The following is a 15,131-nucleotide window of genomic DNA, read 5'->3' as shown; positions in this document are numbered from 1 at the left end:
TCGCGCACAATGTCGCTCATGTCGTCTCCGGTCGAGTTCCTGGAACTGCTGGCCCGGGAGGCCGCGGCGGTCGAGTTCGAGGGCCCGCTGGTGGCCGCCCGGGCCGCCGGCCTGCCGGCCGAGCGGCTCGCCGAGCTGGAGCAGGCGAAGGTGGTGGCGCTGCGGGTCCGCGCGCTGCTGGAGCGCCGGCGCCGCCGGGAGATCGAGCTCTCCGGCCTGTACGACACGGCCAGCGACCTGGCCGGCCTGCGCGACCTGGACGACGTGCTGCGGGCGATCGTGCACCGGGCCCGCATCCTGCTCGGCACCGACGTGGCGTACATGACGCTCAACGACGACGAGCGCGGCGACACGTACATGCGGGTGACCGACGGGTCGATCTCGGCGCGGTTCCAGCGGCTGCGCCTGGAGATGGGCGACGGGCTGGGTGGCCTGGTGGCGCAGACCGGCACGCCGTACGTCACCTCGAACTATCAGGAGGACGACCGGTTCAAGCACACCGGGGAGATCGACGGCGGGGTCGGCGAGGAGGGCCTGGTGGCCATCCTCGGCGTGCCGCTGCGGCTGGGCTCCAGCGTGATCGGCGTGCTGTACGCGGCGAACCGGTCGGCCCGACCGTTCGCCCGCGAGGAGGTGTCGCTGCTGGTGTCGCTCGCCGCCCACGCGGCGGTGGCGATCGACACCGCCCGGCTGCTCGCGGAGACCCGCTCGGCGTTGGCGGAGCTGTCCGCGGCGAACAGCACCATCCGGGCGCACAGCAGCTCGGTGGAGCGGGCCGCCGCGGCCCACGACCGGATGACCGCGCTGGTGCTGCGGGGCGGCGGGGTGGAGGACGTGGCGGCCGCGGTGACCGACGTCCTCGGCGGGGCGCTGCTGGCGCTGGACGCCGAGGGACGTCAGCTCGCCCGGGTCGGGCAGATCGCCGAGCCGGACCGCGCCGACATGGTGGAGGCGGTGGCCGCGTCGCGTACCGAGGGGCGCAGCGTGCGCCGCGGCCCGCTCTGGTACGCCGCGGTGGTCGCCGGCGCGGAGAACCTCGGCGCGCTGGTGCTGCGCCCGGACGGCGAGCTGGTCGACGCCGACCAGCGGATCCTGGAACGGGCGGCGCTGGTGACCGCGCTGCTGCTGCTGTTCCGCCGGACCGTCGCCGAGGCGGAGGGGCGGGTCCGGGGCGAGCTGCTCGACGACCTGATCGCCCGCCCGCTGCGCGACGCCGACGCGCTGCGCAACCGGGCCCGCCGCCTCGGGGTGGACCTGGACGCCCCGCACGTACTGGTGGCGGTCGGCGACGACGCGATCGCCGCGACCGGCTCGGCCCGGCAGCGGGTGCTCTCCTGGGCCACCACGTACGCCTCGACCCGGGGCGGTCTGGCGGCGGCGCGCGACGGCCGGGTGGTGCTGATGCTGCCGGGACGGGACGCCGGCGGCAGCGCCCGGGCGGTGGCCCGGGACCTGTCCCGGGTGACCGGCCGGCCGGTGACGGCGGGGGCGAGCGGCCCGTCCAGCGGCCCGGCGTCGCTGGCCACCACCTTCGCCGAGGCGGAGCGTTGCCTCACCGCGCTGGGCGCGCTGGGCCGCTCCGGCCAGGGGGCGAGCACCGCCGAGCTGGGCTTCGTGGGTCTGCTGCTGGGCGCGGTCGGCGACTCCGGCGACCGGGACGTGGCCCGGTTCCTCACCACGACGGTCGGGCCGGTGGTCGACTACGACGCTCGGCGGGGCACCGCGCTGGTGAAGACCCTGGAGGCGTACTTCGGGGTGGGCGGCAGCCTGGCCCGGGCGGCGGAGCTGCTGCACGTGCACGTCAACACGGTGACCCAGCGGCTGGAGCGGGTCGGGCAGCTGCTCGGCGCCGACTGGCAGAAGCCGGAGCGGGCGCTGGAGGTGCAGCTGGCGCTGCGCCTGCACCGCCTGCGCACGTCCACCGGCTGACCCGGCGCCCGGCCCGCCCGTCCGACGGTCTCGATGGCATGTCGAGGGAGACGGCGCTGGCCTGGGCCTTCGCCGCCGCCACCGCGATCGAGCCGGCGGATCGGGGTCAGGACTTCCCTGCGCTCACCCGCTCACCCGCTCCGCCGCTGATCGCGGCGGGAGCGGGCGCAGGGGATTGACCCCAGCAGGCCGTCAGCGGGCGCGGACGCCTTCGAGGACGGTGTCGACGACCCGCTCGGGCAGGACGCGGCCGTCCAGCTCGGGGTGCCAGCGCAGCATCCGCTGGATCAGCATCGGCCCGGTGAGCAGCGCCATGGTCAGCTCGATGTCGAGGTCGGCCCGCAGTTCGCCGCTGGCGACGCCGCGCTGCAGCACCTCGCGCATCAGCTTCCGCCGGGGCTCGATGATGTTCTGGTAGAGCTGGAAGTGGTCCGGGCTGCGGTTCACCTCGGGCACCAGGCAGGGCATGATCTTCGCGGCCCGGGGGTCGATGTTGTGCCCGACCGCGCCGACCAGCAGCACGAGGTCGTCCCGGACGGAGTGGCCGGCCGGGTCGGGCAGGACGCCCTTGAGCCGGCGCAGCGCGTCGAGCAGCAGGGCGTCCTTGCCGGGCCAGCGCCGGTAGATGGTGGCCTTGCCGACCCCGGCGCGGGCGGCGATCGCCTCGATGGAGAGCGCCTCGATCGTGCTGCCCTCGGCCAGCAGGTCGAGGGTGGCCTCGATGATCGCCTCGTCCGCGCGGACGCTCCGCGGTCGCCCGGGCGACCGCGGAGCATCGGCGGTGGAAGTCATGTCAGACATTGTCGCCGAACCTAGGCGGTCCCGGCCAACTCCGGCTCGACGACCGGTCGAGCCTCGGTGGGGCCGGCCGCCGAGCGGCCCGGCAGCCAGCGCAGCGCGATCAGGATGCCCAGCGCGGCCACCACCGCGGAGAGCCCGGCCGCCCAGTGCATCGCCGAGACGAACGAGTCGTTGGCCGCCGCGATGAGCCTGGGCGCCGCCGGCCCGAGCTGGGCCGCCGCCGCGTACGCGCCGGAGATGGACTCGTCGGCGGCGTCCCGGACCGGACCGGGCAGCCCGGCGAGCGCCGAGGCGATGTCTCCCCGGTAGACCGCGGAGAGCACCGAGCCGAGCACCGCGACGCCCAGCGCGCCGGCGACCTGCCGGACGGTGTTGCTGACCGCCGAGCCGACGCCGGCCTTCTCCCGAGGCAGCGCCGACATGATCGACTCGGTGGCCGGCGGCATGATGTTCGCCATGCCGGTGCCCTGGAGGAAGGTCAGGACCAGGACCACCCAGATCGGCGTGACCTCGTCGACGAAGACGAACGCGCCGAGCGCCACCGCGGTCAGCACGAGCCCGACCACCGCGACCGCCCGGCCGCCGTAGCGACGGACCATCGCGGCGCTGCGCGGCGCGAAGACCAGCTGCGCCGCGGCGAAGGGCAGGAAGAGCAGGCCGGTCTCCAGCGGGCTGTAGCCGCGCACCAGCTGGAGGTAGAACGCGTTGAAGAACATCACGCCCATGGCGGCGAAGAAGACCAGCCCGACCAGCGCGACCGGGGCGGCGAACCGGGGCACCCGGAACAGCCGGACGTCCAGCGAGGGGTGGTCGCTGCGCAGCTCGTGGGAGATGAACCAGCCCAGCACCGCAAGGCCGCCGAGGATCGAGGCCCAGACCAGCGGCCGGCCGAAGCCGTGCTCGCCCCCGTCGATGATGCCGTAGGTGAGGGCGACCAGGCCGACCACCGAGAGCAGCACGCCGAGCAGGTCGACCCGACCCGGGTTCGGGTCGCGCGACTCGGGCACCAGGACCGCGACCAGCACCACGCCGGCCACCACCACCGGCACGTTGATCAGGAAGACCGAGCCCCACCAGTAGTGCTCCAGCAGGGCGCCGCCGAGGATCGGGCCGATGGCCACGGCGAGGCCGACCGCGCCGGCCCACACGCCGATCGCCCGGCCTCGCTCCCGCGGGTCGAACACGTTGGAGATGATCGAGAGCGTCACCGGCATGATCGCCGCGCCGCCGACCCCCATCAGGGCGCGGGCGCCGATGAGCTGGGCCGGGTCCTGGGCGTACGCCGACAGCAGCGAGGCGAGGCCGAAGAGAACCAGGCCGATCATCAGGAAACGCTTGCGCCCGGCACGGTCGCCGAGCACGCCGAAGGTGAAGAGCAGGCCGGCGAAGACCAGCGTGTAGGAGTTGATCGACCACTCCAGCTCGCCCTGGCTGGCGCCGAGGCCGTGCACCGGATCGGCGAGGGTGCGCAGCGCGACGTTGAGGATGGTGTTGTCGAGGACGACCACGAGGAGGCTGATCACCAGCACCCCGAGGATCGCCCACCTCCTCGGATGTCCGGTGTTCTCGTGCGGTTCCATGTCCGGTTCTCCCCCCGACTCACCCGCGTCGAAATACGATACGGGGCAGACTCGTAACGCTGCCGAGCGTAGGTGAAGGGGTTTCGATACGGAACCGGTTCGTATCGTTTGTGGTCCAGCTCACGCCCGGGCGGACCCGCCCCGTGGCCGGGTCCGCCCGGGACCGTCGGCACCAGACGTACCCCCGGGTAGACGTTCACTACCAGGGGGTTCGTCGGGACGGCGGCTGTCGGCTGCGCCGTCGGGAGAATCTATCGGCGGCGGGCGACTCCCCAGCGTCGGGCCAGGGCGGCCACGCTGCCCCAGATCCCCCGCCGGAACAGCAGCACGACGAGGACGAAGATGCCGCCGGTGACCAGGCCGATGGCCTCGAATCCGGAGAACGACAGCCAGTCCTCCAGCCGGACCACGATCGCCGCGCCGAGCACGCCGCCCCACAGCGTGCCGATGCCGCCGAGCACCACCACGATCACCGCCTTGCCGGAGGTGGTCCAGTGCAGCACGTCGAGGGAGACGAAGCGGTGGCCGACGGCGAAGAGCCCGCCGCCCAGCCCGGCGATGAAGCCGGACAGGACGAACGCGGTCAGCTTGTAGCGGTGCACCGGGTAGCCCAGCGCCCGCGCGCGGGCCGGGTTGTCCCGGATACCGACCAGCACCCGGCCGAACGGCGAGTGCACGATCCGCCAGGCGGCGGCCAGCCCGAGCAGCACGATCGGCAGGATCGCGTAGTAGAAGTAGAAGTCGTCGGTCAGGTCCATCCCGAAGAACTCCCGGGGCACGCCCTGGAGGCCGTTCTCACCCCGGGTGACCGACCGCCACTCGTTGGCCACGTAGTAGACCAGCTGCGCGAAGGCCAGGGTGACCATCGCGAAGTAGATCCCGGTGCGCTTGACCGCCAGGTAGCCGATCGGCACCGCGAGCACCGCCGCGGCGAGCGCCCCGGCCAGCACGGCCGCCGGGAACGGCAGCCCGGCGTGGATCGCCACCAGGCCGGTGACGTACGCCGAGGTGCCCCAGAACGCGGCGTGCCCGAAGGACATCAGCCCGGTGAAGCCGAGCAGCAGGTCCACCGAGACGGCGAACAGCGCCCAGCAGAGGATGTCCACCGCCACCGCCGGGTAGAGGCCGTTGGGCAGCCACAACGCCACCAGCAGGCCGGCGGCGAGCAGCGCGTACCGGACCCAGCCGGGGGCCCGGGCTACGGTGAGCAGCCCGGACGGAGGTGCCGGGCGGGCCGCGTCGGCGGGGGTGTCGACGGCGCTGGTCATGCCGGTGCCTCCTCACGGCCGAACAGGCCGGCCGGGCGCCAGAGCAGCACGACGGCCATCACGATGAAGACGATCGTCTGGGAGACGATCGGGAAGTCCGAGAGGTACGACTCCCCCCAGGCCTGGACCAGGCCGATGCCGAAGCCGGCGGCGACCGAGCCGAAGATCGAGCCGAGGCCGCCGATCACCACCACCGCGAAGACCACGATGATCAGGTCGGCGCCCATCAGCGGGTTCACCGCCCGCATCGGCGCGGCCAGCACGCCGGCCAGTCCGGCCAGCCCGATCCCGAAGCCGAAGACCGGGGTCACCCACCGCCCCACGTCGATGCCGAACGCCCGGGTCAGCTCCGGCCGCTCGGTGGCCGCCCGGACCACCATGCCGATCCGGGTCCGGCTCAGCACCCACCACACCCCGACGCAGAGCAGCACGGTGAAGCCGAGGATGAAGACCCGGTAGGTCGGGAAGTCGAACAGCCCGAAGTCGACCGAGCCGCTGAGCGCCGCCGGGGTGGCGTACGGGCTGGACTGCACGCCGTACCGGGTCTTCACCAGGTCCTGCAGGATCAGGGTGAGGCCGAAGGTGAGCAGGAAGTTGTAGAGCGGGTCGAGCCGGGTCAGCCGGTGGATCACCGCCCGCTCCAGGGCCATGCCGAGCAGGCCGAGGGCCAGCGGCATGATCACCAGCGCCGCCCAGAACGGCACCCCCGCCTCGGTGAGCAGCACGTACGCCCCGAAGGCGCCGAGCATGTAGAAGGCGCCGTGGGCGAAGTTCACCACCCGGAGCATGCCGAAGATGACCGCGAGCCCGAGGGCGAGCAGGGCGTAGAACGCCCCGCTCACCAGCCCGTTGAACGTGTTCTGCGCAAAACCAGACATCGTCCCGTCACATCTTGCAGTCGGCCGACGGGGCGCGGAACGCCTCGGCGGCCGGGATGGTCTTGAGGACCTTCACGTAGTCCCACGGCTCGGTGACCTCGGCCTGCGGCTTGACCTGGGCCAGGTACGCGTCGTGGATGACCCGGTGGTCCTCGGCGCGGATCTTGCCGTTGCGCAGGAAGACGTCGTTGATCTCCTTGCCCTCCAGCCCCTTGACCACGGTGTCCGCGTCGTCGGTGCCGGCGGCCTGCACGGCCTCCAGGTACTGCATCGCCGCGGAGTAGTTGGCCGCGTGGGCGAACGAGGGCCGGGTGCCGGTCTCCTTCTGGAACCGGTCGGCGAACGCCCGGTTCTGCTGGTCGAAGTTCCAGTACCAGGCGTCGGTGTAGGTGGTGCCGGCCAGCGCCGCCGGGGTGAGCGAGTGGATGTCGGTGATGAACATCAGGCCCACCGCGAGGCCGATGCCCTTGTCCCGGAGCTTGAACTCGTTGTACTGCTTGACCACGTTGACCAGCTCCGCGCCGGCCTGCATGGTGCCGAGCACCTGCGGCTTCGGGTTCAGCGTCGGCGCCTTGAGCAGGAAGGTGGAGTAGTCACCGCTGGTGTTCGGGAACGGCGCGCCGTCCTTGCCGACCACCTGGCCACCGGCCTTGGTGATCGCGGCGGAGAAGCTCTTCTCCATGTCCTGACCGAAGGCGTAGTTCGGGTAGAGGATGTACCAGTTCTTGCCCACCTGCTCGGTGGTGGTCTTCCCGGTGCCGTTGGCCAGCATGTACGTGTCGTACGCGTAGTGGAACGTGTACTTGTTGCAGCTCTTGCCGGTCAGGTCGGTGGTCGCCGCGCCGATGTTGAAGTAGAGCTTCTTCTTCTCCTTCGCCACGTCGGCGACCTTGAGCGCCGCCGAGGAGGTCGGCACGTCGAGGATGATGTCGGCGCCCTTGCGGTCGTACATCTCGGCGGCCTTGCTGTTGGCCACATCCGGCTTGTTCTGGTGGTCGGCGGTCTCCACGGTGATGTCCTTGGTCACCGCCTTGTCGCCGTACTTGGCCTTGAAGTCGGCGATGGCCATCTCCACGGCCTTGACCGAGTTCTTGCCGGACAGCTCCGAGTAGGCCCCCGACTGGTCGTTGAGCACCCCGAGCACGATCTTGTCGCCGGTCAGCTTCTCGTCGCCGCCCGAGGCCGGCCCACCGCCGCCGCAGCCGGCCGCCAACAGCACCGCCGCCGAGGCGGCGGCCACACCCACGCTCCTACGCATGTCCATCCCTTTCGTACCGCGCGGTTCGCGCGGGTCAGCCGTCGATGACATTCAGATCCCCAGGTACGCCAGCAGCTCGCGCTCCCGCGAGCGCACCTCGGAGTTGTCCATCGCCTCCGCGATGCGTCCCTCGGCCAGCAGGTAGTGCCGGTCGGCGACGCCGGTGGCGAAGTGCAGGTTCTGTTCGACCAGCAGCACGGTCACGCCGTGCTGCTTGGCCTCCCGCAGCAGGTCGCCGACCTGCTGCACGAGCAGTGGGGAGAGCCCTTCGGTGGGCTCGTCGCAGAGCAGCAGCCGAGCGCCCATCCGCAGCACCCGGGCCAGAGCGAGCATCTGCTGCTCGCCGCCGGAGAGCATGGTGGCCGCCGAGTCACGCCGGGCGTACAGGGCGGGGAACGCCTCGTACACCCGCTCCAGCGGCCACGGGTCGGGGCCGACCCGGGGCGGCAGGGTCAGGTTCTCGGTGACGGTGAGGGTGGCGTACGCGCCACGGTCGTCGGGGACCCAGCCGAGCCCGAGCCGCGCCCGCTTGTACGCCGGCAGCTTCGTCAGGTCCCGGCCGTCCAGGCTGACCGTGCCGCGCTGCCCGGGATGCAGCCCCATCACGCAGCGCAGCAGGGTGGACTTGCCGGCGCCGTTGCGGCCGACCAGGGTGACCACCTCGCCGGCGGCGACCTCCAGGCTCACCTCCCGCAGCACCTGCGCCTCGCCGTAGAAGGCGGAGAGGTTCTCAATGCGCAGCATCAGCGGCTCCCAGGTAGGCGGTGATGACCCGCTCGTCGGCGCGGACCTGCTCGTACGGCCCCTCGACCAGGACCTTGCCGGCCTGGAGCACGGTGACGGTGTCGGCGAGCCGGCCGACGACGCTCATGTTGTGCTCGACCATCACCACGGTCCGGCCCTTGCGGACCTTCGCGATCAGGTCGACGGTGCGGTCGACGTCCTCCAGCCCCATCCCCGCGGTGGGCTCGTCGAGCAGCAGCACCTTAGGGTCCAGGGCGAGGGCGATGGCCAGCTCCAGGGCCCGCTTGCGCCCGTAGGCGAGGGCCTCGGCGGGCGCCTCGGCCAGCTCGGCGAGGCCGACCATGGCCAGCAGTTCGTCGGCGCGCTCCCGGTAGCGGCCCATCAGCTTCGCCGACCGCCAGAACCGCCAGCCCAGGCCGCTCGGCGACTGCAACGCCAGCTCGACGTGCTCGCGGGCGCCGAGCTGCGGGAAGAGGCTGGTGATCTGGAACGACCGGGCCACGCCGAGCCGGGCGACCTGTTCCGGCGGCAGTCCGGTGATGTCCCGGCCGGCCAGCTCGATCCGCCCGGCGGTGGGCGGCAGGAACCCGGTGAGCAGGTTGAACAGCGTCGTCTTGCCGGCGCCGTTCGGGCCGACCAGGGCGTGCACGGTCTCCGGTGCCACGTCGAGGTCGACGCCGTCGACCGCCCGGAAGCCCCGGAAGTCGCGGGTCAGCCCGCGGGCCGACAGGAGCGCTTGCCCGGCCATCGCCACATCCTCCGTAGGTCACCGGCGACGACCGGTCGGTGACTGTGGTCACAGGGCCGTCGCGTGGAGGAAACCTACGGCGCACCGCCGGAGTGCAACCATGTCGGTACCCCACACATTCGCCTCGGGTCGGGCGGGCCCGCCCCCCATAGGGGCGGGTCCGCCAGCCCCCGCCGGGGGTCACCGTACGGAATCGGTGACCACCGACCAGCGACGACATGTGGTGGCCCCACCGGACCTCAGCGGGTGGCGGCGTACTCCGGCAGGGCCAGGCCGTCGGCCTGGGAGAAGAACAGCCGGGTGGTCAGCCGCCGCAGCGGGCGGGAGGTCATCGCCCGCATCGACGCGTCGCGCAGCCGGATCGCCGCCCGGCTGGCCGGCAGGAAGCCGGAGAGCCCGCCGCCGGGCAACTCCTGGCCCTTCTGCACATGCGCGCGCAACGCCGCCTCGTATCGCGGGAAGGCGCGGGCGTGGTCACCGTCGGCGGCGGCCAGCTCACCGGCGAGCACGTACGCACCGACCAGGGAGAGGCTGGTGCCCTGGCCGGTGATCGGAGAGGGGCACCACGCCGCGTCGCCGAGCAGCGCCACCCGGCCCCGGCTCCACCGGTCCGTGCGCACCTGGCCGTACAGGTCGAAGTAGAAGTCGGCCGCGTCGGGCATGGCAGCCAGCAGTTCCCGGGTGCGCCAGCCGACGTCGGCGAAGCGCGCGGCGAGCAGGCGCTGCTGGGCGGCGACGTCCCGCCGGTCCACGTCCAGCGGCGGGGAGAGGAAGCTGAACAGCGCGCTGGTGCGGCCGTGGCGGGTCGGCCGGGTGCCCACCACCCGGCCACCGGGGGCGTTGTGCAGCAGGAACCAGCCCTCGTCGTCCGGGTACGGCGTGCTGAAGTACGCCACGTACGCCCCGAGCGGCCGGACGTACGCCGACTCCGGCCCGAACGCCAGCGCCCGGGTCCGCGAGTGCATCCCGTCGGCGCCCACCACCAGGTCGACGGTGCGCGGGGCGGACCGCGCGAAGGTGACCCGTACCCCGTCGGGGGTCTCGGTCAGCGTCTCGATCGAGTCGTCGAAGACGTACGCCACGTCGTCGCGGGTCGCCTCGTACAGCAGCCGGGCCAGGTCACCCCGCTCGATCTCGATGTCCGCGACGATGCCCTCGCCGCCAAAGGCGTGCACCGGCATCCGGGCCCGGACCCGGCCGTCGTCGTCGACGTACGCCATGCCGTGTTCGGCCACGCACTCGGCGCGGATCCGCGCGGTCAGCCCCATCCGCCCGACCACCTCGCGGGCGGTGCCCCGGATGTCGACGGCCTGCCCGCCCGGCCGGACCGCGGGGGCGCGCTCCACCACCGTGACGGCGAAGCCGTGCCGATGCAGCCAGAAGGCGAGGGCGGGACCGGCGATGCCGGCGCCGGAGATGAGAACAGTCCTGTTGGTCACCGCAGTGCTCCCGTGGTCGTGCGTACACCGTCGAGCCCGGCGGCGCCGGGCGCGGGCCGGCAGGTGCGTCCCGCGCCGCGACGGTAGGGCGCGCGGCGCTCCCCGCGCCCGCGGCGAACTAGTACGCTGCGCGCGCGGACGCCGTCGGCGACGCCTCGTACTAGTACGCTCGGCCGGGAGGCGCCCCGTGGCCCGCGAGAACTCGCCGCCGCCGTACCGGCGGATCGCCGCGGAGATCCGGCGCCGGATCGACCTCGGAGAGCTGCGGCCCGGTGACGCCGTGCCGTCGGCCCGGCAGATCACCCGCGAGCACGGCGTGGCGATCGCCACCGCGACCCGGGTGCTGGCGCTGCTGCGCGAGGAGGGGCTGGTGCTGACCCGGCCCGGGGCGGGCACGGTGGTCGCCGGCGACCGCGCGCCGGCCCCCGCGGCGCGCCCGGCCGGCGCGGACGCCGAGCTGAGCCGGGACCGGGTGATCCGGACGGCGATGGCGCTCGCCGACGCCGGCGGCCTGGCCGCGGTCTCCCTGCGGCAGCTCGCCGCCGAGCTGGGGGTGGCCACCATGTCGCTGTACCGGCACGTGCGCGGCCGGGACGAGCTGATCCTGGCGATGGCGGACGAGGCGCTGGCCGAGGCCCCGCTGCCGGCGCTGCCGCCGGACGGCTGGCGGCCCCGGCTGGAGCTGCTCGCCCGGGCCCAGTGGGCGGTCTACCGGCGACACCGCTGGCTGCCGCACGTCATCTCGATCTCCCGACCCCAGCCGATGCCGCGCGGCATGGCGCACACCGAGTGGGCGGTGCGGGCCACCGCCGGCCTGGGCCTCGACCGGCACCTGCGCTGGCACCTCGCGCTCACCCTGATCGCGTACGTGCGCGGCATCGCCACCAACCTGGAGATGCGGGCCCAGGCCGAGCAGGACACCGGCCTCACCGACGAGCAGTGGGTGGCCCGCCAGATGGCCGCCTTCCAGCAGTTGATCACCAATGGCCGCCATCCCAGCCTGGCGGCGCTGCAGGCCGAGGGGGCGGTGGACCTCGAACTGGACACCGTCTTCGAGTTCGGCCTGCGCAGCATGCTGGACGGCTACGCCACGCTGCTCGACGGGCTCAGTCGGGGAAGGTGACCACCCAGCGGGCGCCCTCGCCCCCGGCCAGCCGGTCGAACGCGGCCGGCGCGTCGTCCAGCGCGAGGGTGCCGCTGACCAGCGGGCGCAGGTCCAGCGTGCCGGCGGCGAGCGACCGGGCCAGCTCGGGCACCTCCCGGTCGGGGTCGGACGAGCCGTAGACCGAGGAGCGCAGCGTGCGGGCGGAGTGGAAGATGTCCAGCGCGGCGAGGCTGACCAGGTCGTCCTTGCCGCCCATGCCGACCACGGTGACCGCTCCCCCGCGCCGGGCGAGCCGCCAGGCCGATCCGATGGTGGCCGAGCGGCCCACGCACTCGAAGGCGTGGTCGACGCCCCGGCCCTCGGTACGCGCCCGGACCTCCTTCGTCAGCCGGTCGTCGGCCAGCAGGAAGTCGGTGGCGCCGGCCGCGAGGGCCAGCTCCCGCTTGGCCTCGGCCACGTCGACCGCGACCACCGGTGCGGCGCCGGCGGCCCGGGCCGCGATGAGCACGGCGAGCCCGACCCCACCGAGGCCGATCACCGCGACCGACTCGCCGGCGCGCACCCGGGCGGTGTTGCGGACCGCGCCGGTGCCGGTGAGCACCGCGCAGCCGAGCAGCGCGGCCTGCGCCGGCGGGAGCCCGGCGGGGACCGCGACGGCGGCGTGCTCGGGCACCACCACCTCCTCGGCGAGGGCGCCGAGCCCGAGGGTGACGTGCAGCGGAACGCCGTCGGCGGTCTCGCCCCGGGCCACCGCCGGGGCGGTGTTCGCGGCGCAGAGCCACGGCTCGTCGTGGCGGCAGAACCAGCAGTCCCGGCAGGCGGGCGCCCAGTTGAGCACCACCGGGGCGCCGACCGGCAGCCGGGTCCCGGGGCCGGCCTCGGCGACCACGCCGGCCGCCTCATGCCCCAGCACCAGCGGGTACGCGGGCGCGAGGGTGCCGTTGACCATGGACAGGTCGGAGTGGCAGATGCCGGCGGCCCGGATCCGGATCCGCAGCTGGCCGGGACCGGGGGCGGGCAGGCGAACCTCCTCCACGCGCAGCGGCGCACCGGGGCCGCGGGCGACCAGCGCCCTCACCGCTGGATCGCCTTGATCTCGCGGAACTCGTCGATGCCGTACGCGCCCAACTCCCGGCCGAGGCCGGACTGCTTGTAGCCGCCGAACGGGGCGAGCGGGTTGAACCCGCCGCCGTTGACGTCCACCTGGCCGGTGCGCAGCCGCCGGGCGACCGCGAGGGCCACCTCCTCGTCGGCGGACCAGACCGCGCCGGCCAGCCCGTAGCGGGAGTTGTTGGCGATCGCCACCGCCTCGTCGGTGTCGGCGAACGGGATGACCGCGAGGACCGGCCCGAACACCTCCTCCTGGGCGAGCGCGCTGTCCGGATGCACGTCGGCGAGGACGGTCGGGGCGACGAAGTGGCCGCGCGGCGGGAGCGGGATGTCCGGGCCACCGGCGACGAGTCGTGCCCCGTCGGCGAGGGCCCGCTCGACGTGCCTGCGGACCCGCGCGGCCTGGGCGGCGGAGACCAGCGGGCCGAGCCGGGTCGCCGAGTCGAACGGATCCCCCGGCCGGTACGCCCCGACCGCCGCCGCGAGCAGGTCGAGCGCCTCGGCGTAACGGTCCCGGTGCACCAGCATCCGGGTCCACGCGGTGCAGGTCTGCCCGGAGTTGAGCAGGGCGTTGCCGAGACCGACCTTCACCGCGGTGGCGAGGTCGGCGTCGGCGAGGATCAGGTTGGCCGACTTGCCGCCGAGCTCCAGGGCCACCCGGGCGATCCGGTCGGCGGCGAGGTGGGCGATCCGGCGGCCGGTGGCGGTGGAGCCGGTGAACGAGACCAGGTCCACGTCCGGGTGGGCGGCGAGCGCCTCGCCGACGACCGGGCCGGTGCCGGGAACCAGGTTGACCACCCCGGCCGGCAGCCCCGCCTCGGTGATCGCGTCGAAGAGCAGGTACGCGGTCAGCGGGGTCAGCTCGCTCGGTTTGAGCACCACCGTGCAGCCGGCCGCCAGGGCGGGGGCGACCTTGGCGACGACCTGGTGCAGCGGATAGTTCCACGGGGTGATGGCACCGACCACGCCGACCGGTTCGCGGACCACCAGGGAATTGCCGACGGTCTCCTCGGCGGCCGGCCGGGCGGCGAGGTCGACCATGCTCCGCAGCACGGTGAGCGGCAGGCCGGTCTGCACCCGCGCGGCGAGCTTGAGCGGGGTGCCGAGTTCGAGGGTGACGGTGCGGGCGATCTCGTCGGCGCGGGCGGCGAGCGCGGCGTGCAGCCGGTCCAGGTGGGCGGCGCGTTCGGCGGGGGCGGTGGCCGCCCAGCCGGGGAAGGCGGCCCGGGCGGCGGCGACGGCCCGGTCGACGTCGGCCGGGGTGCCGCCGGGGACCTGCCCGACGATGTCACCGGTGGCCGGGTTCTCGACCGGGATGACGTCATCGTCGGCGGGGTCGACCCATTCGCCGCCGACGTGCAGGTGGCGACGGACCAGGAGGGCGGGCGGCGCGGCGGCGAGATCCATGGCGTCCTTCGTGGGGAGGCGGGGAAACTAGCGCTGGGAGTTTGGACGCTACTCCGAACCTCCGGCCGGCTCCAGCGGAGCGAGCGGTCCGACGGTCCGCTGGTACTCGGCGGCCAGACCGTGCAGGAGCGCGTCCAGGCCGAGGGCGAAGGCGCCCTCGTCGACGCTGCGCTGGCGTCCGGCGAGCCGGTGCGCCTGGGTGAGGTGCGGGTAGTGCGCGGCGTACAGCTCGGGGTCCTCGACGAAGCCGCGGGCGAACGAGCCGAGCGCGGAGCCGGCGACGAAGTAGCGCAGCGCCGCGCCGATGTGGGTGGCGCGGGCGGGCGGCCAGCCGGCCCGGACCAGACCGCCGTAGACCGCGTCGGCCATGGCCAGCGCGGCGGGCCGCCGGCCGGGTCCCTGCGCCAGGTACGGCACGACGTTCGGGTGCGCGGCCAGGGCCTCCCGGTACGACCAGGCCCACCGGCGCAGCGCCTCCCGCCAGTCGTGCCGGGCGAACCAGCCGGTGTCCACGGTGGCGGTGACGCTGTCGGCCACCGCGTCGAGGATGGCGTCCTTGGTGGCGAAGTGGTTGTAGAGCGACGGCCCCTGGACGCCGAGCGCGGCGGCCAGCCGGCGGGTGGAGAGGGCGGCGAGCCCGTCGGCGTCGATCAGCGCGAGCGCCGTGGCCACGATCCGGTCCCGGGTGAGCAGCGCCTGGCGGGGTCGGGGCACCGGTGTCTCTCCCTCGTGGCCGTCGCCGGTCGGCCGGCGGTCCCCGTGCACCCTAGCCGCGCCGGCGCCGGACGGGCCGTCCCCGGGCGGGTGGCCGCGGGGTCTGGACGGATGAAAACTTACACCGCTAGTTTGAGGGCGATCCAACGC

At 73.9% G+C, this 15,131-nt stretch carries 14 protein-coding genes; 3 read left to right on the top strand and 11 right to left on the bottom strand.

Annotated features, from left to right (window positions below):
* Positions 1–9 precede the first annotated feature (9 nt).
* Complete coding sequence (locus tag I8N68_RS12040) at positions 10–1,929, top strand: helix-turn-helix domain-containing protein (protein ID WP_200210004.1); 1,920 nt, start codon at positions 10–12, stop codon at positions 1,927–1,929.
* A gap of 38 nt (positions 1,930–1,967) precedes the next feature.
* Positions 1,968–2,108, top strand: a complete 141-nt coding sequence (locus I8N68_RS12035; RefSeq protein ID WP_200210003.1) for a hypothetical protein — start codon at positions 1,968–1,970, stop codon at positions 2,106–2,108.
* Positions 2,109–2,121: 13 nt separating this feature from the next.
* On the opposite strand, the gene I8N68_RS12030 is transcribed toward I8N68_RS12035, so the two are convergent.
* From I8N68_RS12030 to I8N68_RS11995, 8 genes are all read right to left on the bottom strand, one after another.
* The gene (locus I8N68_RS12030) at positions 2,122–2,730 is read right to left on the bottom strand and encodes a TetR/AcrR family transcriptional regulator (RefSeq protein WP_200210002.1); all 609 of its coding nucleotides are present in this window, start codon (positions 2,728–2,730) and stop codon (positions 2,122–2,124) included.
* Positions 2,731–2,741: 11 nt separating this feature from the next.
* Positions 2,742–4,310 carry an MFS transporter gene (locus I8N68_RS12025; RefSeq protein WP_200210001.1) on the bottom strand — a complete coding sequence of 523 codons (1,569 nt, stop codon included), beginning with the start codon at positions 4,308–4,310 and terminating at the stop codon, positions 2,742–2,744.
* Between the two features lie 251 nt (positions 4,311–4,561).
* Entirely contained in the window at positions 4,562–5,578 is a 1,017-nt protein-coding gene (locus I8N68_RS12020; protein ID WP_200210000.1) for a branched-chain amino acid ABC transporter permease, read from the bottom strand.
* Entirely contained in the window at positions 5,575–6,456 is an 882-nt protein-coding gene (locus I8N68_RS12015; RefSeq protein WP_200209999.1) for a branched-chain amino acid ABC transporter permease, read from the bottom strand. The genes I8N68_RS12020 and I8N68_RS12015 overlap by 4 nt, the downstream gene beginning before the upstream one ends.
* Positions 6,457–6,463: 7 nt before the next feature.
* Positions 6,464–7,720 (bottom strand): ABC transporter substrate-binding protein, encoded by a 1,257-nt coding sequence (locus tag I8N68_RS12010; protein WP_200209998.1) that lies wholly within the window; start codon positions 7,718–7,720, stop codon positions 6,464–6,466.
* A 45-nt stretch (positions 7,721–7,765) separates the two neighbouring features.
* Positions 7,766–8,458 (bottom strand): ABC transporter ATP-binding protein, encoded by a 693-nt coding sequence (locus I8N68_RS12005; protein WP_130334222.1) that lies wholly within the window; start codon positions 8,456–8,458, stop codon positions 7,766–7,768.
* A complete protein-coding gene (locus I8N68_RS12000) occupies positions 8,445–9,206 on the bottom strand; it encodes an ABC transporter ATP-binding protein (RefSeq protein WP_200209997.1) in 762 nt (253 codons plus the stop codon). The genes I8N68_RS12005 and I8N68_RS12000 overlap by 14 nt, the downstream gene beginning before the upstream one ends.
* Positions 9,207–9,445: 239 nt before the next feature.
* The gene (locus I8N68_RS11995) at positions 9,446–10,645 is read right to left on the bottom strand and encodes an FAD-dependent monooxygenase (protein WP_200209996.1); all 1,200 of its coding nucleotides are present in this window, start codon (positions 10,643–10,645) and stop codon (positions 9,446–9,448) included.
* A gap of 187 nt (positions 10,646–10,832) precedes the next feature.
* On the opposite strand from I8N68_RS11995, the gene I8N68_RS11990 reads away from it, so the two are divergent.
* A complete protein-coding gene (locus I8N68_RS11990; protein WP_307812795.1) occupies positions 10,833–11,768 on the top strand; it encodes a TetR/AcrR family transcriptional regulator in 936 nt (311 codons plus the stop codon).
* Here the strand turns inward: I8N68_RS11990 and I8N68_RS11985 are convergent.
* From I8N68_RS11985 to I8N68_RS11975, 3 genes are read right to left on the bottom strand one after another with little or no spacing between them, the layout of a single operon-like run.
* Positions 11,752–12,828, bottom strand: coding sequence for a zinc-binding dehydrogenase (locus I8N68_RS11985; RefSeq protein ID WP_200209994.1), 1,077 nt, complete (start codon positions 12,826–12,828; stop codon positions 11,752–11,754). The genes I8N68_RS11990 and I8N68_RS11985 overlap by 17 nt on opposite strands.
* Complete coding sequence (locus I8N68_RS11980) at positions 12,825–14,267, bottom strand: aldehyde dehydrogenase family protein (protein WP_200209993.1); 1,443 nt, start codon at positions 14,265–14,267, stop codon at positions 12,825–12,827. The genes I8N68_RS11985 and I8N68_RS11980 overlap by 4 nt, the downstream gene beginning before the upstream one ends.
* 48 nt (positions 14,268–14,315) lie before the next feature.
* Positions 14,316–14,981, bottom strand: a complete 666-nt coding sequence (locus tag I8N68_RS11975) for a TetR/AcrR family transcriptional regulator (RefSeq protein WP_200209992.1) — start codon at positions 14,979–14,981, stop codon at positions 14,316–14,318.
* Between the last annotated feature and the right edge of the window lie 150 nt (positions 14,982–15,131).

Source organism: Micromonospora coerulea, from assembly GCF_016598485.1.
Taxonomy (GTDB): domain Bacteria; phylum Actinomycetota; class Actinomycetes; order Mycobacteriales; family Micromonosporaceae; genus Micromonospora; species Micromonospora coerulea.
Note: the sequence above shows the minus strand (reverse complement) of the source record. Positions and strands in the feature narration are given on the sequence as shown.